Annotated in this window: 13 protein-coding genes; 3 read left to right on the plus strand and 10 right to left on the minus strand. The window is 62.7% G+C overall.

What is annotated here, in order from left to right:
• Positions 1 to 265 precede the first annotated feature (265 nt).
• Positions 266 to 1,741, minus strand: coding sequence for a sodium:proton antiporter NhaD (nhaD, locus tag KUV86_RS10760; protein WP_206941438.1), 1,476 nt, complete (start codon positions 1,739 to 1,741; stop codon positions 266 to 268).
• Between the two features lie 345 nt (positions 1,742 to 2,086).
• On the opposite strand from nhaD, the gene KUV86_RS10765 reads away from it, so the two are divergent.
• Positions 2,087 to 2,803, plus strand: a complete 717-nt coding sequence (locus tag KUV86_RS10765) for a DUF3581 family protein (protein WP_222484754.1) — start codon at positions 2,087 to 2,089, stop codon at positions 2,801 to 2,803.
• A gap of 133 nt (positions 2,804 to 2,936) precedes the next feature.
• Here the strand turns inward: KUV86_RS10765 and chrA are convergent, their stop codons facing one another.
• A complete protein-coding gene (gene chrA / locus KUV86_RS10770) occupies positions 2,937 to 4,220 on the minus strand; it encodes a chromate efflux transporter (RefSeq protein WP_222484755.1) in 1,284 nt (427 codons plus the stop codon).
• A 281-nt stretch (positions 4,221 to 4,501) separates the two neighbouring features.
• A complete protein-coding gene (locus tag KUV86_RS10775; RefSeq protein ID WP_222484756.1) occupies positions 4,502 to 5,224 on the minus strand; it encodes a hypothetical protein in 723 nt (240 codons plus the stop codon).
• 749 nt (positions 5,225 to 5,973) lie between these two features.
• Here KUV86_RS10775 and KUV86_RS10780 point away from each other — a divergent pair.
• Positions 5,974 to 6,327, plus strand: a complete 354-nt coding sequence (locus KUV86_RS10780) for a DUF427 domain-containing protein (RefSeq protein ID WP_206941431.1) — start codon at positions 5,974 to 5,976, stop codon at positions 6,325 to 6,327.
• A 72-nt stretch (positions 6,328 to 6,399) separates the two neighbouring features.
• Here KUV86_RS10780 and KUV86_RS10785 read toward each other — a convergent pair whose 3' ends face one another.
• Positions 6,400 to 6,948 (minus strand): methylated-DNA--[protein]-cysteine S-methyltransferase, encoded by a 549-nt coding sequence (locus tag KUV86_RS10785; RefSeq protein WP_224851970.1) that lies wholly within the window; start codon positions 6,946 to 6,948, stop codon positions 6,400 to 6,402.
• A 448-nt stretch (positions 6,949 to 7,396) separates the two neighbouring features.
• Between KUV86_RS10785 and KUV86_RS10790 the strand changes: the two genes are divergently transcribed.
• Positions 7,397 to 8,704: a DUF2252 domain-containing protein gene (locus KUV86_RS10790; RefSeq protein ID WP_222484758.1), complete on the plus strand. Its 1,308-nt coding sequence runs from the start codon at positions 7,397 to 7,399 to the stop codon at positions 8,702 to 8,704.
• Between the two features lie 26 nt (positions 8,705 to 8,730).
• On the opposite strand, the gene KUV86_RS10795 is transcribed toward KUV86_RS10790, so the two are convergent.
• From KUV86_RS10795 to KUV86_RS10820, 6 genes are all read right to left on the minus strand, one after another.
• Positions 8,731 to 9,594, minus strand: a complete 864-nt coding sequence (locus KUV86_RS10795; protein ID WP_222484760.1) for an SDR family NAD(P)-dependent oxidoreductase — start codon at positions 9,592 to 9,594, stop codon at positions 8,731 to 8,733.
• A gap of 87 nt (positions 9,595 to 9,681) precedes the next feature.
• Positions 9,682 to 11,706, minus strand: a complete 2,025-nt coding sequence (locus tag KUV86_RS10800) for an alkyl/aryl-sulfatase (protein WP_261397613.1) — start codon at positions 11,704 to 11,706, stop codon at positions 9,682 to 9,684.
• Between the two features lie 67 nt (positions 11,707 to 11,773).
• On the minus strand, positions 11,774 to 13,663 hold the full coding sequence (locus KUV86_RS10805) for a DUF1302 domain-containing protein (RefSeq protein WP_222484761.1): 1,890 nt from the start codon (positions 13,661 to 13,663) through the stop codon (positions 11,774 to 11,776).
• A gap of 59 nt (positions 13,664 to 13,722) precedes the next feature.
• On the minus strand, positions 13,723 to 15,678 hold the full coding sequence (locus KUV86_RS10810) for an acyl-CoA synthetase (protein ID WP_222484763.1): 1,956 nt from the start codon (positions 15,676 to 15,678) through the stop codon (positions 13,723 to 13,725).
• 72 nt (positions 15,679 to 15,750) lie between these two features.
• Positions 15,751 to 17,190, minus strand: coding sequence for a coniferyl aldehyde dehydrogenase (locus tag KUV86_RS10815; protein ID WP_222484765.1), 1,440 nt, complete (start codon positions 17,188 to 17,190; stop codon positions 15,751 to 15,753).
• Positions 17,187 to 19,010, minus strand: a complete 1,824-nt coding sequence (locus KUV86_RS10820; RefSeq protein WP_261317353.1) for a GMC oxidoreductase — start codon at positions 19,008 to 19,010, stop codon at positions 17,187 to 17,189. The genes KUV86_RS10815 and KUV86_RS10820 overlap by 4 nt, the downstream gene beginning before the upstream one ends.
• Between the last annotated feature and the right edge of the window lie 26 nt (positions 19,011 to 19,036).

Genomic DNA, 19,036 nt, shown 5'->3' on the forward strand with positions numbered 1-19,036 from the left:
GGAGAGTGGCATCCACGGTGTCATAAAGGTCTGAGTTCCCTGCTTGGCTTCCTTGCGTCATGGCGCCTGCGCGGTATGGGCGACAGCAGCGTCATGCAAGAGCGGATAGCCTTATGTCTTTACGCATGTCATGCGTCTGTATTGTGCTTTAACAAGCTTATCCTAAGGAGAGCCAATGTGCGGCAAAAGAGAGGTAGCAAAGAGTTTATGCCACCAACGCAAGCGCTCCCAGCACCTGCGTTGGTCCTCGCCTCGGATAGCGGGTTCAGCCTGAAACGGCGAAGCTAGCCTGGTTGAGCCACAGGTGCACGGCAACGCTGGCGGCGTAGCCGAGGGCAATCACCGGCGCCCAGCGCAGGTGGCCCATGAAGGTGTAGTAGCCGCGAGCCTGGCCCATCAGTGCGACCCCTGCAGCAGAGCCGATCGACAGCAAGCTGCCGCCGACGCCTGCGGTCAGCGTGATCAGCAGCCAGTGGCCGTGGGACATGTCCGGCTCCATCGTCAGCACCGCGAACATCACGGGAATGTTGTCGACCACCGCCGAGATGATGCCCAGCGCGATATTGGCCCAGGTCGCATCCCACTGCTGGTACATCACGTCGGAGAGCAGACCGAGATAGCCCATGAAGCCCAGTCCACCGACGCACATGACGACGCCGTAGAAGAACAGCAGCGTATCCCACTCGGCCCTCGCCACGCGGTTGAAGACGTCAAAGGGCACCACGCTGCCGAGCTGTTCGAGCTTCTTCCAGTCACCTTTCTGGGTATAGGCAGTGCGCTTGCGGTCCAACGACTTCGGCAGACTCTTGCGCAGGTAGAAGCCGAAGAACTGGAGGTAGCCGAGCCCGGTCATCATGCCCAGCACCGGCGGCAGGTGCAGTAGGGTATGGCAGGCCACGGCAGTCGCTACCGTCAGCAGGAACAGCACGATGATACGTCTGGCGCCACGCTTGAGTTCGACCGTCTCTTCCAGGCTGTCCGGGGTACGGTTGTGGATGAAAAAGCTCATGACCACCGCCGGCACCAGGAAGTTGACCAGCGAGGGAAGCAGCAGGTCGAAGAACTCCTGAAACTCGATCAGTCCGGCCTGCCAGACCATCAGCGTGGTGATGTCGCCGAACGGGCTGAAGGCCCCTCCCGCGTTGGCCGCCACCACGATATTGATGCAGCACAGATTGATGAACTTCTTGTCGCCTTCCGCCACCTTCGTCACTACTGCACACATCAGCAGCGCGGTGGTTAGGTTGTCGGCGATGGGGGAAATCACGAACGCCAGGCCGCCGGTCAGCCAGAACAGGGTGCGATAGCTGAACCCCTTCTGCACCATCCACGAGCGCAGCCCGTCGAATACCCTGCGTTCATCCATGGCGTTGATGTAGGTCATCGCCACCAGCAGGAACAGCATCAGCTCGGAAAATTCCAGCAGGGTGACGTGGAAGGCATGCTCTGCCGCGTCAGGCATACCGGACTGAACGTAGGTCCAGCCAATCAGCGCCCAGATCAAGCCCGCAGCGACCAATACTGGCTTGGACTTGCGCATGTGCAGCTTTTCTTCGGCCATGACCAGTGCATAGGCCAGTACGAAGATGGCTACCGCAATGAAGCCAGTGGTGGAGCTGGTGAGATCAAGCTCTCCGGTAACAGCGAGGCTGTTGCCTGCCAGTGTGAGGCCCGCCAGGAGCATGGCGATCAGCAGCGGCCAGCGACGTGGTCGTCGTAAGCCAATATCAGTCGTGTACATGACGATGGCATCCTGAAAATGAATGAAAGATGGAGAAATCGCCATCGAGCCTATCACAGCGTTTTGCACCGCAATATGCTGCCAAAGGCGCGCTGTGCTGCACCTTTGGTAGGGGGCGTTGGTGCCGTGACCTGGAGGTAGCTGACGAAGCCATAAGGGGTCACATGTCGGCAAAGGAGTGTCATGAAGTGGCGGGCAGGACAAGAAACGCGACGCTGGCGCAACTGACGTGGATCGGTTGAAGCATTCGCGGACCTGCTCATTTGATGGGGATCTATGGCATCATGCGGGCCAGAAGGGCTGAGCCGGCCTTTCCCACTCCAGTTTTAGCCAGGCGTCCGTCCCATGTTTCTTGATGAGTATCATTCCTGTATCGACGATTGCATCTTGGTGTCCGCCGAACAGGCCAGCCGTTTTGCCAAGTGTATCGCCGGTGACTTCAATCCGATCCACACGCCGGGCGCCCGTCGGTTCTGTGTCCCCGGAGATCTGCTGTTCGCCCTGGTATTGAAGCGATTTGGTCTGTCACAGCACATGAATTTCCGGTTCCTGGCCATGGTGGGCGCCGACCGCCCGCTCAGTTTCATCGAGCATGGTGATCGCGTCATCCGGGTGCAGGACGGTGATGGCAAGTGTTACCTCGAGGTCGAACGGCGTGGTGAGGTGACCTTCGACGAGCAGGTGGTTGAAGCCTTCACGCGCTGCTATGTCGCCTTTTCGGGCAAGAATTTCCCTCACTACCTGAAGCCGCTGATGGAAGACTGCGGCGTCATGTTCAATCCCAAGCGTCCGCTGGTGATCTACGACAGCATGGGCTTCTCGCTGGATCGACTGGATGCCCAGATGCCTGCATTGCGGCTGCTTGACTCGCGGCTGGAAGTGATTGGCAAGCGTGGCGATGTGCATCTCGATTTTGCCATTGAGGCGGCGGGTGAGGTGATTGGGCGTGGTGGCAAGAAGCTGGTGGTGAGCGGGCTCTGCCCCTACGACGCTGGCGCCATGGAGGAGATCGTCGAGGACTTCTATCGCCTCAAGCAGGAGCACTCGGGCGTGACCTGCTGAGGGCGGTTGCCCTCAGCGCTGGGAGAAAATGCGCGGGGACAGGGTGGTGTGATCCGAGTGACGCCAGGGGCGGAGCCAGAGCCAGAGCCAGAGCCAGAGTCAGAGCCAGAGTCAGAGCCAGCGTGCTGCTGGACTACCCCTGCAGCAGCATGCTCCATGATCCCCGAACCAGCCCAAGGGCCAGAAACAGAAGCACCAGCGCCCACACCGGGATGCGCTTCAGCATAACAAAACCTGCCACCACGATGGCGATGTCGACCAGCGAATCGATCGCACTTCGCCAGATAGGGTCGATGAAGGCCGCACAGAGCAGTCCGACGACGGCGGCATTGGCTCCCTTCATCGCCGCTCTCAAACGAGCGTGCTGGCCCAAGCGCTGCCACAGTGGCAGTAGGCCCACCACCAGCAGGGCGCCAGGAAGGAAGATGGCGACCAGCGCAAGAGCACCGGCCCATAGGCTCATGCCTCCCGCCACGGTGCCCAGATAGGCCGCAAAGGTGAACAGAGGCCCCGGGACTGCCTGGGCAGCGCCGTACCCCGCCACAAAGTCCGCTTCTGACACCAGCCCCTTGCCCACCATTTCGGCGTCGAGTAGCGGCAACACGACGTGGCCGCCGCCAAAGACCAAAGCCCCCGCCCGGTAGAAGCTGTCGGCAAGGTCGGCCCATAGGGCGTCGGTGCCTGCCGCCAGGATCGGCAAGGCCACCAGCATCACGGCGCCAAGCAAAAGTGCCAGCGCACTGACCCAGCCAGCAAGGGGCGCCGCCAGGGAAGTGGTAGAGGCTGAGGGAACGTCGGCGCTTAGCCACCAGATGCCACACAGGCCCCCGAACAGGATGACGGCCACCTGTGCACTGATGCCACCCATGGCGAGCATGACCGCCAGGGCAGCCAGCGCAATGCCTGCACGGGGCAGGTCGGGACACAGTTGACGCGCCATGCCGTGGATCGCGTGAGCGACAATGACGACGGCCACCAGCTTGAGCGAATGAATCAGCACCTCGCCGATGGCGCCGTCCATGCTGCCAGCACCCAGTGCAAATGCCATCATCGCCAGCGCAGAAGGCAGTGTGAAGGCGAGCCAGGCCAGCAGCGCCCCGGTCAGTCCTCCGCGCATCAGCCCGATGGCCAGCCCCACCTGGCTACTGGCAGGGCCCGGCAAGAACTGACACAGCGCGACCAGCTCCGCGTAAGCGGTATCAGAAAGCCATCCACGCTGTTTGACAAAGACCTGCCGAAAGTAGCCCAGGTGAGCGACAGGCCCGCCAAAGGATGTCAGCCCCAGGCCAAGAAACGTCAGGAAAATCTCCCGATATCCTGGAGCAGGATGATCTTGCCACGGGTTGTCCGGACAGGAGTGATCCGGACCGCGACCGTGTGAAGAACGGCGGCGTGAAGAGGGGCGATCGTGGTGCATGGGTTCACCGAAGGAAAAAGGTCGGTTCAGCGTATCGTCTTCCCATGACCATGCGATGAAGGCCCATGTGGTAAACACACGCAGAGTCTCGTTGGCCGCGATGGATCACCATGGCACCACCGCAGGACCCGCCGCGAAATGAGGTGCATGTGAAGGCATGTAGCACTTCGCATGCACCCCGCGGGCAAAGGGCCGTACGCGGTGAGTCCTGAACGCGAAGGGCGGCAGGCGTCATCCGCGCGTCTGAACTCTCTTAGCACAAGTTGCTTGGCACAAGTCTCTTAACGCAAGTAGAGCTGGCCCTGTTCGTACAGGCTGCGGCAGTCGCTGGCGTCGTGGAAGCGGTCGGCGTCGATGTTGCCGGCGGCAGCGCCCGGGCCCAGGAAGCGCGGATCATCGCACTCACCGTCATTGCTCCACTGGCTTCCATCATCCCCCCACTCGATATCGCCACCAATGTAATCGTTGGAGGCACTGGCAGAAGGGCTGGCAGCCGCGGTGTTTGAACTCACGGACTCGGAAATTTGCAGTTCCGCCGGCACCAGTCGGCCGCCCGACTCATAGGTGCCGATCCACACGTTGTAGTTACCGCTTGCCGGATTGGGCAACACAATGGCGGGATTGGTGCCGCTGGCGTCATCGTTGCAGTGCCAGATACCGGCAGGATCATAGACCACCAGCGTCGTATCGCTGGAGGCACTGGCGGCGATCTTCAGCGGATAGCTGCCGGCGGTGTAATTGATGTCCACGTCCGGAGCAGCGGGATTGACGAAGCCCGCACAGTCGGCACTGACAACGCTTGCACGTGTATCGCCGCCAGCCATGACGCTGACCGTCTGGGGATCCGGCTGGAAGCCGGCAGACAGCGTCAGGGTGCTGTAGACGGGGGGCTCGGTCCAGTCGAGGGATTGAGCGACAGCGGGTTTGCTGGTGGACATGCTGGCGCAGGCGGCGGTCAGCAGAGGCAGGGCCAGGGCAAGCGATGTGCGGGCGAACGGGGGCATGGAAGTTTCCTTGGGCGGCGCACCGGTGGGTCAGACCGGCTGAAATGCGCCAGATGTTATCGTCATGAAAGCGCCTGAGCGCGTCAGGTAGTGCCAGATTCGTGGCCCGAAAATGGCGCCACGAGGGCCTAGGATAGAAAACCCTGACATTGGATTCCACTAAATGAGTCTTCGTTGATTTTTGGTCAATAGGGAAACGTCATGGGAACCACGACCGAGGCAGCATAACGCGGACCGAGTTGAATTCTCACAGCATGATAATCTGCCGAAAAGAGCGGGATAGTGTGAAGCGATAGGGTGATGCAATTGTGTGATGCGATGGTGTGATGAAAAGGGCGGCTGACACTAGCGGCCCCCTCTCATTCTGGGGTGAGGGAAGCTCAAGAAAAAGACGTCAACAGGGCCGCTCGCAGTAGGATAGCTGCGTGAGAACGTAAGTTTTTTCCTTGAGAAAGCAACCAATAGCAGCGAGATAGTCCCTACAGAGCCCGCGACCATGGCAGTCATCGTGGACACGGTCTCATGACGGGCAGAACTAGGCTCTAATCACCGTCAGCACTAAGCTCTAATGATCCTCAGTACTAGGCTCTAGTGATAGTCAGAACGAAAGGCGTGGCACCGCCGAGATAACACACGTATACGGGTATCGGCACGGTCGATGAAGGGCACCCGGTGAGTTACCAGTGGAAGACGGCGAGGCGTCACTTGGCCAGCGGGATTGCGGGTTAATCAATCACAGGAGAATGCCGATGGATGCACCACGACAGCGTATTGCGATCTATCCCCTGACTACTCGCGTGCGAGTGGATATTGATGGCGAGGTGGTCGCCGACACCCTGCACGCGCTCGAGTTGAACGAACCTGGCTATCCAACGAGGCTTTATCTTCCTCGGGCTGATGTGGACATGACACGATTGACGCCCAGCGAGACGCGCACGCACTGTCCCTTCAAGGGGGATGCCAGCTACTTCCATGTCGATGTCGATGGGCAACGCTATGAGGATGCTGTGTGGAGCTACGAGCACCCGCTGGATGACGTCCAGGCCATTCGTGCGCACCTGGTCTTCGATCCGCGAATCGCGTCTGCCAATGTCGAGTCCTGAGACCTTTCTCCGTCCGGCAAGGTGATATCTGTCCGCTGAGCGGCGGGCTGGCGGAGTCTATGCTAGCTGCCCTCAGCACAGCGTCAGCGGCACTTCCTGCGCTTCGAAGGCGAGCAGCCACTGCTTGCGCCCCATCCCACCAGCATAGCCGGTCAGGCTGCCGTCGCTGCCAATGACCCGATGGCAGGGAATCACGATCGAAATCGGATTGCGCCCGTTGGCCGCCCCCACCGCTCGCTGGGCACCCTTGCGTCCCAGGCCTTCGGCAAGTTGTCCGTAGCTTCGCGTTTCGCCGAAGGGAATGGCGGCCAGTGCCTGCCACACCTGGCGCTGAAACTCGGTGCCCTGCGGCTCGAGCGGTAGATCAAACTGCTGACGCTGTCCGGCAAAGAACTCTGTCAGCTGTTCACGGCAGACCTCCGTCAAGGGCGTGGCGCGGGGCGTGATCGTCGCTGCCGCGGCGCTCTCCATAAAGTCAATTCTGGCGATGCCCCGGGCGCTTGCCGCGATGACGACAGCGCCCAGAGCGCTGCTGGCGGGAGGATGATAGACGTCGATGCCAGCAAAGCCGGCGTAACGGGTTTGCGGGTCAGCCTGGATGGGCGTTGCGCGCCTTGGCATGATCGAGTCTCCACAGTGGCCGTAAAAGATGACGGTGTCAGGGGCGGGTGTCATCCCTATTGAGGAAATGCCCAGGTCGCCCGGTATGACCGTTACTGGCCCGCCATACCTCGGGATCGCGCTTTCTACGAAGACCGCCTGCCCCTCGACGTCCGCCGTCTGCCCATCATTACCACGTAACGCCAGCCATGGGCGAGCGCGGTGCGTTGTGCCTCTGTCCTCTGAGGGCAGGGGGCGCCCACCACTGACGACGGGGTTGTCGAGCGTGTCGCCCCGGCGCCTGGTCGGCGTTGGCTGGTGAGACGGCATGTCCGGCTTCCGAAAGGTATGCTTGATGACGCGTCTATTCGCGCCTTGAGGCCAGGACTGGCCAAAAGCGGCACTCTCTGAAAACTCTCTGGACGGCATCGTCTGCCGATGACGTCTGTCAGCTGCCGAGGAGACTGGCATGTCACTTCCCCTGACTCGCCACCATCGACCGCGCCAGGTCATGGAGGCCATCCACACGGCCAACGCGCACCTTGATGCGGATGACCAGCGCACCAAGTACGCCAAGATCTCGGCGTCTCCCTACGCCTTCTTTCGGGGCACCAATCATCTTTACTGGGCGGATGTCTGGCACGACTGGCGCTTCTCCCTCTTCGGTGGCCAGGTGGACACGCAGACATGGTTGCAGGGCGATGCCCACGCCTACAACTTCGGCGCCTATGGCCACCATGACGATCGCGTGCGATATGGCATGGACGACTTCGACGATGCGCTGATCGGGGACTATCAGTATGACCTGTGGCGCCTGTCCATCAGCCTGGTGCTGGATGCCGAGGAGAATGGCGTCTCGCGCAAGACATTGAGGCGTGGTCTCAAGCATCTGGTGCTCAGCTACCACAAGACCCTGGCGAGGTATCGCGCGGGAGAGTCGCCGGGGCATGTCAGTGTCGATACCGCCAAGGGGCCGCTCAAGCCCTTCATGCAGAAGGTGGAACGCAAGAAAAGTCGGGCCAAGATGCTCGACAAGTGGACCGTGCAGGAGGAAACCGGGCGCAGGCTGCAGCGTGAAGGCAAGCTGATCAACTTGCCTGCCCATCTGGATAGTCAGCTGCGCAAGGCCATCAATGAAGAGTACCGCAGTACCCTGAAAGGTGAGCTGAGTGACGCGGGGGACGCGCACTTTTCCGTCAAGGATACCGCCAGGCGGATCGATGCCGGTACCGGGTCGCTGGGCCTCGAGCGCTTCTACGTCTTGATCGAGGGAGGCAAGGATCACGAGCACGACGATGTCATTCTCGACGTCAAGGAGCAGCCGGGGCCAGCGGGGCTGGTACTCATGAGCAGCGCCGGCAAGCGAGCCTGGAAAGCCACCTTTCCCCACGAAGGCGCCCGTCACGCCGCCGCCTTTCGAGCCATTGCCGAACACCCCGACATCTATCTGGGGTGGCTGCACCTGGGCGACAAGGTGTTCTCGGTGCGTGAGCGGTCTCCCTACAAAGAGGACTTTCCGACCCACAAGCTCGACAGCGGCAAGGCGTATCGGCAGCTGGTGAAACAGTGGGGAGCGATTCTGGCGCGGGAGCATCTGCGCGGAGCAGCGGCGCTGGCGCCTGACGACCCTGGGCGCTTTGCCCGTGCGGTCGGTCGCCAGGTTGACGGCCAGCTGGACAGCGTCGTGGAAATGGTGAGTACCCTGTCCCTGAGCTATGCCCGCTGCGTGGCTCAGGACCATCAGACCTTTGTGGAAGCACAGGCCGCAGCCACCTGACCCTGGCCAGCGTTGAGGCGCACGACCTAACCGATCTGTCGCTGCAGGGTGTCGTCGGGGCCCTGATAGACCCGTTCGACGGTGCGCCTCATCAGTCTGCGCGACAGGCTCGGCAGCAGTCGCATGCCCAGGGTCGCCAGGCGCGCCTTGCGGGTCGGCACGATCAGGAAGTCGCCCTGGGCCAGCCCAGCCATGATGTCGTCGGCGATGGCGTCGACGCTGGCCTTGGGAATGGACAGCGTCTGGGCGCGGTTTTCCGGGGTGCGGCCCTGTTCGAGCTGATCCACCATCGGGGAGTCGAATTCGCCGGGGCAGGCCAGTTGGACGCGAATGCCACGCGGCGCGAGTTCGTAGTAGAGCGATTCGGTCAAACCTACCAGGGCGTGTTTGCTGGCGCAGTAGGGGGTATAGCCAAAGACGCCCGTGAGGCCAGCCACCGAGGCGATATTGATCAGCCAGGCCGTTGGCGCGCCTGTGCTGGTGGCGTTGTCGCTGCCGGCGACCAGATGGGGCAATGCCGCCCGGGTGGCGTTGAGCGGTCCGAAGTAGTTGACCTCCATGACCTCGCGAAAGTCGTTGTCGGTCAACGTCTCGAAGTAGCCCTCGCGCAGGATGCCGGCGCAGTTGATCAGGCCATCGATGCCCTCTGTTCTGGCGGCAATGGCGTCCATGCCGCTGCGTGTAGCGGCCGCATCGGTCACGTCCAGAGCCTCAATCTCGACCACGGCGGAGGGCTGTGCGGCGATGAGTGAACGCTGGGCGCTTTCCAGACGCGCCCGTTGGCGCGCCACCAGAGTGACGCGGGCGCCTTTATCCAGCAGTCTGCCGGCCAGTGCCAGCCCAAGCCCGGAGGAGCCTCCGGTGATGACGATATGACGTTGCTTGAACATGCTTTCTCTCCTGCTTGCCAAATGAAGGCCCGGGTGACTGCCCGGGCGTTCGCACCTCGTGACTGTTATTGCGTTGTCATTACGCTGCTAGTGGCTGGCAGAAGCAGCCTCCGAGGCGTTGGCGGGGATGGCGGAAGTGGCAATCGGGAAGGTGGGGCTGAAGGTATCCATCAGGGCAAAGAGGGTCTGCAGTGTTTGCAGGTCACCCTGTGGGGTCACACGCCCTGCGGCGATTTCATCGCCCAGGGACGTCTGCTGCAGTAGTACACGGTTCAGCACATCTCGTGACAGGGTGAGGCTCAGATCGGCGTCATCACCGGTGGCGTCGCGACGGTGACGCAGGACGCCGTTGGCCAGGCTCAAGCGGTAGTGGCGATCGCTGTCACTGAAGTGCCAGTCGATAGCGAGCCGCGTGGCGGCTGCGCGGGGACCATTGAGGCGAACCGCCAGCAGGTCGAAGACCTGCTCGATCGGCAGCGCAGCGATCATGTCCGGGGAGGCGGTGGTGACCGCATTGGCGGTATCGATGCCGTTGCGCAGTTCGCGGGCTCCGGTCAGGTAGATGTTGCGCCAGGGGCCCGACTCGGTCTGGTAGCCGAGCTGTTCGAAGACGTCGGCCTGCAGCTCACGGGCCTCGGCAAGTTGCGGTTGGGCCTGCACCAGATGGTCCAGCAGCATCGCCGCCCAGCGGTAGTCGCCTTGCTCAACGGCGGACTGGCCAAGGGCCAGCACGGCGTCGGCGCCACCCAATGCCTCGACATAGCGCTGTCCCGCCGGCACCGGAGGCAGCGGGTTCAGTGTGGCGGGATTGCCGCTCCAGAAGCCCAGGTAACGTTGGTAGATGCCCTTCACGTTATGGGTGACGGTGCCGTAGTAGCCGCGATTGAACCACTCCTGCGCCAGGCTATCCGGCAGCTGGATGGCCTCGGCAATTTCATCGCGTTTGTAGCCCAGGTTGGCCAGCCGAAGGGTCTGGTCGTGCAGGTACTTGATCGCATCGCGCTGCTTCTCGATGTAGTTGCGAACATTGTCCTGGCCCCAGCGCGGCCAGTAGTGAGAGGTGAACACCACATCCGAGCGATTCCCGAACAGGCTGAGGGTGTCATCCAGGGCGCCGGCCCAGGCCAGGGCATCGCGCACCTTGGCGCCGCGTGGCGTCAGCATGTTGTGCATCGAGGCGTTGAGGTTCTCTGCCGCCATCAGCGCGCGGTGCTGGGGAAAGTAGAACATCATCTCGGCATCGGCTTCGGTGGAGGGCGTCAGCTGGAACTCGATCTCGACACCATCGACGGTCAGCGTCTGGCCGCTGACGGTAATCTCTTCGGTGGGCTCGATCAGGGTGAAGGTGCCCCTGGCGACGCCCTTGCCAAGGCCGTTGTCGACCTGCTGACGAGGCCCTCTCGGCAGGCCCATGGCGTGCATGTACTGGGAACGTCGGCTCATGGTGTTGCCCAGCAGCACCATCTCACTGGCGACGTGTTCGGTGAAATGTTCGGGGGCGATGACCCTTACTTCCCCCGCATCCACCTGCTGCTGGCTGATCACCCCCTTGACCCCGCCGAAGTGGTCGGGATGAGAGTGGGTGTAGATCACGGCAGTGACAGGTCGTTGGCCAAGCTCCTGATTGACCAGTGCCATGGCGGCCTCTGCGGGCTCTGTCATGGTCATCGGATCGATCACGATCCAGCCGGTGTCGCCACGAATCACGCTCATGGTGGTGAGATCGAAGCCGCGCACCTGGTAGATGCCATCGACCACTTCGTAGAGACCGGGGGTATTGTTGAGCTGCGCCTGGCGCCACAGGCTCGGGTTGACGCTGTGGGGCGCCTCGCCGTTGAGGAATTCCTGGTAGACCGCGACGTCCCAGACCACGTGACCGTCGTCAGCCTGGATCTTGAGATCCGGGGTGGCCTTGATCAGTCCGCGTCCGGCATCGTCGAAGTCGGCCCGGTCAGCGAAATCGAGAGAGTCCAGCACGGCCTGATGGGCGGCGATGGTGGCATCACTGGCGGGCTTGGGGGCAATGGCGTCCGCCGCGTAAACGCAGGGCATGTAGCTGGCGAAGGCAACGGCTGAGGCCAGCAGGGTGCGGCGCAGGGAGCGAGACATCATGACGATATCCTCTTTTGGTCTTGTGTAGGGTGATGGTTGTCGTGGTCCTGAGTGCTGGCGCCAACGGTCAGAAGTCGACCCTGAGGCTCGCCGTCAGATAGTCGAAGTCGGTATCTGCATAGGGGGTGTTGCCGCTGCCACTCCAGCTCACCTCGGCGTGGTAGCGCTCCTGGAAGTCCGCTTGCAGGCCAAGGCTGCCGAACAGCCGGTCTTCGACGAAGTTGAGGTCATAGGACCAGCCGGAAACGTCATGGCCAAACAGGGCGTAGGGCGTCAGTGTCAGCCCCGGCAGCACATTGGGGTAAATCAGCTGACCGCGCAGGCGATAGCCCCACGAAAAATCGCTGGCGTAGCCGTCCCCGGAGCAGCCGCGCCCCTTGTAGGCAGGGTTGGCGGTCGCGATGGTGCAACCCGCTTCGCTGCCCTGGGCCAGGTCGGTGCCAAACAAATCGCCCTTGGCATAGCGACGCTCGTCCAGGCTTGGCAGGTCGTGGACATACTTCATGCCGGCTTCGCCCACCAGCACCAGCGCCTTGGCACCCAATACGTCCGGTACCGGCTGGATAGCGCCCAGGGTCAGTTGGGACACGTCGTAGCGGTCAAAACCCCGAAAGACATCGCCTGCTGCGGTGTCGCGGGCGGCCTGAGCCAGGGTGATGTCCTGGCCAATGGCGCCGGACAGGAATTCAGGATCGGCGATGAAGGCCGCGATCAGGTCTGCGGTGGCCAGCTGCAACGGCTGGTCATGACGAAAGCTGTACTCGCCGAACACTCGCGTGGCTTGACCGAACTTGGTGTGAAAGCCCAACCCGAAGACCTGGATATCCTCCGGGTAGTCAGCGAAGTACTGCATGTTGCGTGAGCGGTCATAGCTTGAGTCGGTCGGCGGGCGCCAGCCCGGCGACAGGCCATTGTCATCGGGGCCGGTGTAGCTATCAGAGATGACGCTGGCGTAGGGGCGGCGGGAGTGGATATTCATGGCGTAGCCGGAGAAGGTGGTATCCGCGCTGGGCGAGTAGCTCAGGCGCAGGCCGAACTGGCCTTCATCCTCCGGCGTATCGTCCGGTCCTCGGTCGACATACAAATCTCCCTGGTAGCCTGCCCGGTCATTGGGCCCCCGGGGGACCGCACCACCACAGCCATCGGCGATGTAGTCGTAAGAACTGAAGGCGGTGCCGCAGCCATCGAGCACCGACTTGTCCCAGTCGAGCTGGTAGAAGGCCCCCAGCTCCCAGCGTGGTGTCAGGGCCAGCTCTGCCGATAGCAGGGTGGTCGCCAGGCGCAGGTTGTCGCCCGGCATGCGCAGCGCCGCCGGGCGGTAGGGATTGATGGTATTGACCCCGTTGATGAAGAACTTGCTCTCTCCCCAGGGCAGGTACTGATCGCCGAGGGTCAGGTGGAGATCGTGGCCCGCAGGGGCGAAGTCCCCGTAGACGTAGGCTTCGGTGAACGTCGTGCCCTTGAAGCGTGACAAGCGATGAAAGCGGTGGTCATCGAGGGGTTCGTTGCGCTCGTAGCCATTGGCCAGACTGCCGAACGGGACGCTGTGGTGCTCCTGATGGATGTCATACCAGGCCTTGCCGGCAATCCGAGCACCGACGTTGCGATAGTCGAGATCCAGCTGGGTCGCCAGGATCACCGGCGTGGAGGCCAGCTCGCGATCGGCATAGTTGGCACGACCATCATCGATGTTGCGTGCCCCCGTGGGGTTGTAGCCACTGGCGCCAGGGTCGGCCGCCTCGGCGTTACCCTGGAACAGAAAGTCCTGGTCGGAAGATTCGGCACGCCAGATGGCGCCGACACTGAGCGAGCCGGAAAGCTTGGCGTGAATCTCGCCGATGTCGTCCTCCAGGGCGTCAGCGTCAGGGACGCACAGGAGGCCCGGCAGGGTGGCCAAGGACAGGCACAGGGCCGTCCGGCGCATGCCGCTGGCATGCGCTGCAGAAGTGAGTGGCATGGTTCGCCTCTTGGTCTTGTCGTTATCGTTATGGGAGCTGCGATACCGTCATGTCGTGGCTATTCCCGGGCAGGATAGCGACGCCACAGGCAGGGAATCGGGTAGGCTACCAGTCGCTGTTCAAGCTCGCTGGCGTCAACGTTGTCGGGCAGCTGGACATCAGCGACCAGCCCAAGGGCGGCGTCCTGGCGAGCGCTGATCCGGGCCACCCCCGCGCCGAGCAGAGTATCGGCGACCGACTGGTAGACCCGTGCGACCGCATCCTGGCGCAGCGCAGGCTTGAACACCTTGCCCACGGCGGTCAGCGGGATCGTGTCCATGAACCAGATGTTCTTGGGGATCGCGGCCTTCTCTGCCAGGTGCGCCTGGCAGTGACTGAGCAAGGCCTCTTCGCCGACCTCTCGGCCTGGCTGCAGGCTGACATAGGCCACCGGGAGTTCACCGACCCGGTCGCAGGGCTTGCCCACTGCGGCAGCCATCTGTACCGAGGGGTGACGGTAGAGGACATCTTCGATCAGCTGTGGGTCGATGTTGTGGCCGCCTCGGATGATCAAGTCCTTGGCGCGGCCGGTGATCCAGATGTAGCCATCCCGGTCCTGGCGGGCCAGGTCACCGGTGTTGAACCAGCCCTCCTCGACCCAGATGCCACGGTTCTGTTCAGGCTGGCTATAGCCAGCGAAGACGTTGGGGCCTCGGATCACCAGGGTGCCGATTTCATCGACCTCGCAGTCACGCAGGTAGCGGCCGTGGTCGTCCAGCGTGACCACCCTGGCGCCGGTGTAGGGCAGGGCCAGGCCGACGGACCCGGTGCGGCGTTCGCCAGCCAGGGGATTGGCCATGCTGCCGCAGGTGCCCTCGGTCATGCCGAAGCCCTCGATCAGGACGATCCCCGTCAACTCCTCGAAGTGGCCGTGAACCGCTCGAGGCAAGGGCGCACCACCGCTGAGTGCGCTGGTGAGACTGGACACATCGGCGTCACCAAAGGGGACCTCAAGCAGCCGTGAGTAGATCGCCGGGACCGCGCTGAAGAAGGTGACCTGGTAACGCTCCACCAGTGACCAGAAGCCCTCGACCAGCCCTGGCGTGCGGAAGCCTGCCGGCGTTGCCAACAGCACCTCAGCGCCGATCATCAGCGGGCCTAGCCCGGTGATCAGCACCGCGTTGACATGAAACAGCGGCAGCCCGCACAGGATCACCGCATCATCGGCATGGCGGAACAGCATCTGCATCATGGCGGCGTTGGCCACCTCGTTGGCGTGGCTGTGAGGCGCCAGCTTGGGCAGCCCGGTGGTGCCCCCGGTATGGAACAACGAGGCACGGTCGCTGGCACGAATCCGGCGTCCGCTGACCAGGTGGTCATCAGGGGCACGCTCGAGGCAGGCGTCGAAGTCGGCACACCAGTCCTCATCGGGGAGTGGCAGCGTCTGACGCAAGGCGACGGCCTCTGCCTCGGGCAGAAACTGTGCGGCGTCCACATACAGGACCTTGGTGAGGGTGGGAACCTGGTCCCTGATGGCCTCGACCTTGGCCCAGATGTCGCTGCCGGGAAAGGGGGCCAGGGCAACCAGAACGCGGGTGCCCGCGGCCTTCATGATGCCGGCAATGTGCTCGGGCTCGAGCATCGGGTTGATCGGATTGACCACTCCTGCGGCTTCCGCCCCCCACAGGGTGAAGTGGGTCTGCGGCAGGCTTGGCAGCAGGAACGAGACGACCGCGTCCCGGTCGATGCCAAGGGCATGAAAGGCATTGGCCGCCTGCAGGGTGCGGGCGAGAAAGTCTCGGTAGCGATAGCAGTGGCTGCTGTCGTCATCGGGCTGCATGACGAAGCGAAGGGCGACAGCGTCGGGCATTCGGCGAGCGCTGTCGGCAATCACATCCAGCGTGCTCTCGGGCAGGCCCAGGGATTCCCAGGGCGTCTGCTCGATGACCTCGATGTCGCCTCGGTCCCGGATCAACGGGAAGCCCTGGATGTGAGCGAGGTAGGAGGGCAGCTCAGGGATGCCAGCGGTGGTCATGTCGGGGCTCCAGATCGTTTCGACGGGGCAGGTAATACCGTCATCACAAGCCTGCGCTGCATGGGGTCATCCCTAGCGCGCCAGCCATTGCATCAGCTTGAGGACCTTGTGGGTGGTCCTGGTGTAGGGCGGTATCAGCGGTTTCATGCTGTCGAAGGGCCCCTGGCGATACACCGGGCGCAGTTTCGAAAAGGTGATGAAGCCATCGCGCCCGTGATAGTGGCCCATGCCGCTGTCGCCGATGCCGCCAAAGGGAAGGTCATGCTGGCCGACGTGCAGCAAGGCATGATTGACCGAGACCCCTCCCGACTGGATACGCTCGATGTAGCGATCCACCAGCGCCGTGTCCCGGGAGAAGGGATAGAGCGCAAGAGGGCGAGGCCGAGCATTGATGTAGTCGATGACCTCCTGTGGCTCGCGGTAGGTCATCACGGGCAGCAGCGGGCCGAAGATCTCGCGCTGCATGATCTGCATGTCATTGGCTACGTCCAGCACCAGGTGGGGGGCGAACTTGCGCGTGGCCGGATCACTGCCCTGTTGTGACAGTCGAATGACTCGCGCGCCCTTGGCCTCGGCATCGTCCAGGGTGGCCTGAAGACGCTGATAGGAGGTCTCGTCGATGATCGAGGTGTAGTCCGGGCTTGCCAGGTCGGGGTAACGCTGCTGAACGATGGCCTTGGCAGCATCCACCAGGGCATCCAGCGTCCCTTCAGGCACAAACAGGTAGTCCACCGTGGTGCAGATTTGACCTGCGTTGAGCAGTTTGACGAACAGCAGCCGTCTGGCGGCCTCTTCCAATGGAAAATCCGGGGCGAGTATCGCCGGAGCCTTGCCCCCCAGCTCCAGGGTGACAGGTGTCAGGTTCTCGGCGGCGTTGGCCATCACCTTGCGTCCGGTGGCGGTGGAGCCGGTGAAGACCAGGTGATCGAAGGGCAGTCGGCTAAAATGTGGCCCAAGCATGCCATCATCGGCGAAGAATCTGAGCTTGTCCGCAGCAAAGTAGCTTGGGCAGATATCGATCAGCAGCTGGGTCAGGCGAGGCGAGCGATCCGACATCTTGACCAGCGCGCGATTGCCGGCGGCAAAGATGCCGATCAGCGGGGCCAGGCTCAGGTTGAGCGGGAAGTTCCAGGGTACCAGCACGCCGACCACCCCCAGCGGCTGAGGGATGACCCTGTTGCGGGCGCCAAAGTAGAGGCTGTGATCGACCCGTCGACGCTGGGGCCGCATCCATGACTTGAGATGCTTGATGGCATCCTTGATGTCGCTGAGTACCACCACAAATTCGCAGAACAGGGTTTCTTCCCGGGCGCGATTGCCGAAATCGTCGCTGATCGCCTGGACAATGGCCTCCTGGTGGTCCTGGATCATCCTGGCCAGGGCGCGCAGGTGCTGCAGGCGTGCCTGATAGTCGGGCACAGGGTCTGCCAGATAGGCCTGGCGCTGCAGGGTGAAGGCCGCGTTCAGGTCATCCTGGGTCGCATCGTCGTGGGAGGCGAGTGGCGCGTTCATAGGTCAGCTCCGGCGTGTTCGCTCGTCGTAGGGGAAGGGCTGGCGCCGTCGCTGGCGATGAGGTCGTGCAGGTCCCCGCTACCGTCCAGGGATGAGCTGGAACCCGGCAGGGGAGCTGAAAAATGGACGCGCCGAACGCTGGCGGCCCGCGCCTGATCAAACACAGGCGCGTTGGCCCAGGCGTACTCGGCCAGGGCGAGGATGGTCAGCGACGGGTTGACCCCCAGGTTGCCGGGAATCAGCGAGCCGTCGATGACGCGCAGGTTGTGATAGCCAAAGACGTGGCCACGGTCATCGACCACCCCGTTGTCGGCATCGGTACCGATGGCGACGCCGCCCATCAGGTGAGCCGTGCTGGGAGCACCGGACAGGACCTCGGTAGCCACATTGCCGGCATCGCCGCCGCCAGCGGCGGCGACATAGTGTCGAGCGGCCTCGTGGGCGATGGGAAAGTAGTTGGTCAGGGCCCGGTCACCCTTGTCCTGGTAGACCGACCAGCCTGGGGCAAAGGCGCTATACCAGGGACGATGGCTTTTCAGGTGGACGTAGGTATCCCGCGTCTGCATCACCAGAAAGATGATCGAGTGGCGGGACTTGCCCACCGGGTTGAGCATGCGCAGCGTCTTGAGCGGCTGGCGCAGGATGTTGATCAACATGCTGACAGAGCGTGGTACCTGGCCTTGGGCGTCGGTCAGCGGCACGGCGCTCTGCAGGGCAAAGGTCGCGTCGCCGTAGCGAGGAAAGCGGTTGATCTCGATGCGGGTCTCGTCGTCAGGGTCGAACATCGAGGTGATGGTCGGGCCATGGCAGATTTCCTGGGGCTGGCCCTGCCCATCGGCAAACCGGGCAGTGTTGACGATAAGAGTCTCGGAATTGGTGCGCACCTCCCGTCCCAGCCGCGACGATAGCCGGGGGAGTGTCTTGTCCTGATCCCTGGCCTTGAGCAGCAGGGGGATGGTGCCGAACACCCCGGCGGATAGCACCAGCCCTCGGCACCTCAGTCGATAGGGCTTCTTGGCGAAGCGGGCGGTCGAGGATTGCACGGTGATCTCGTAGCCGGCACTGCCATCACGCTCTCCGCGATCGTTGGCCAGCGGCTCGATACGGGTGACTTCGCTCTCGGCACGAATCTCGACGCCGTTACGCTCGGCAAACCACAGGTAGTTCTTGACCAGCGTGTTCTTGGCGTTGTGGCGACAGCCCATGGTGCAGCCGCCGCAATAGCGACAGCTGTTGCGTGTGGGGCCGTCCCCGGAAAAGTAGGGATCGCCACGTCCGGCACCGCTGCCATCGGCGGGGTCTTCAGGGAACAACACACCCGTGTTGACGGTCTGGTAGGTGGCCTCACGGCCCATGCGCCTGGCGGTTTCCTTGAGGGCGTGATCCGCGGCATTCTCGTAGTGGCTCTTGGTGACCCCGAGCATGCGCTGGGCCAGCCCGTAGTAGGGCATCAGGCGATCTTTCCAGTCGTGATGCACCCGGGTCCAGGATTCGGCGGCAAAGACTTCATCCTTGGGAATCAGATGGACATTGGCGTAGACCAGTGAGCCGCCGCCCACCCCGACGCCGTGCAGGGCGGTGATCTTGCGGGTCAGGCTGATCTGCAGGTTGCCTGTCAGCCCAAGCTTGGGAGCCCATAGAAACTTCTTGAGATTCCAGGAGTTATCCGAGAACTCCTGGTCCTTCCAGCGCCGTCCTTTTTCCAGCATCAAGACCCGATGTCCCTGCTCCGACAGGCGCAGGGCGCTGACGGAACCACCGAAGCCGGTGCCGATGATGATCTGGTCGAAGTCGAAGTGCGCTTGCTCGCTGGCAGACATGGCCGGGTCCCCCTGCTCGTCTCGTT

The organism is Halomonas sp. DP8Y7-3, assembly GCF_019801675.1.
Taxonomy (GTDB): Bacteria; Pseudomonadota; Gammaproteobacteria; order Pseudomonadales; family Halomonadaceae; genus Halomonas; species Halomonas litopenaei_A.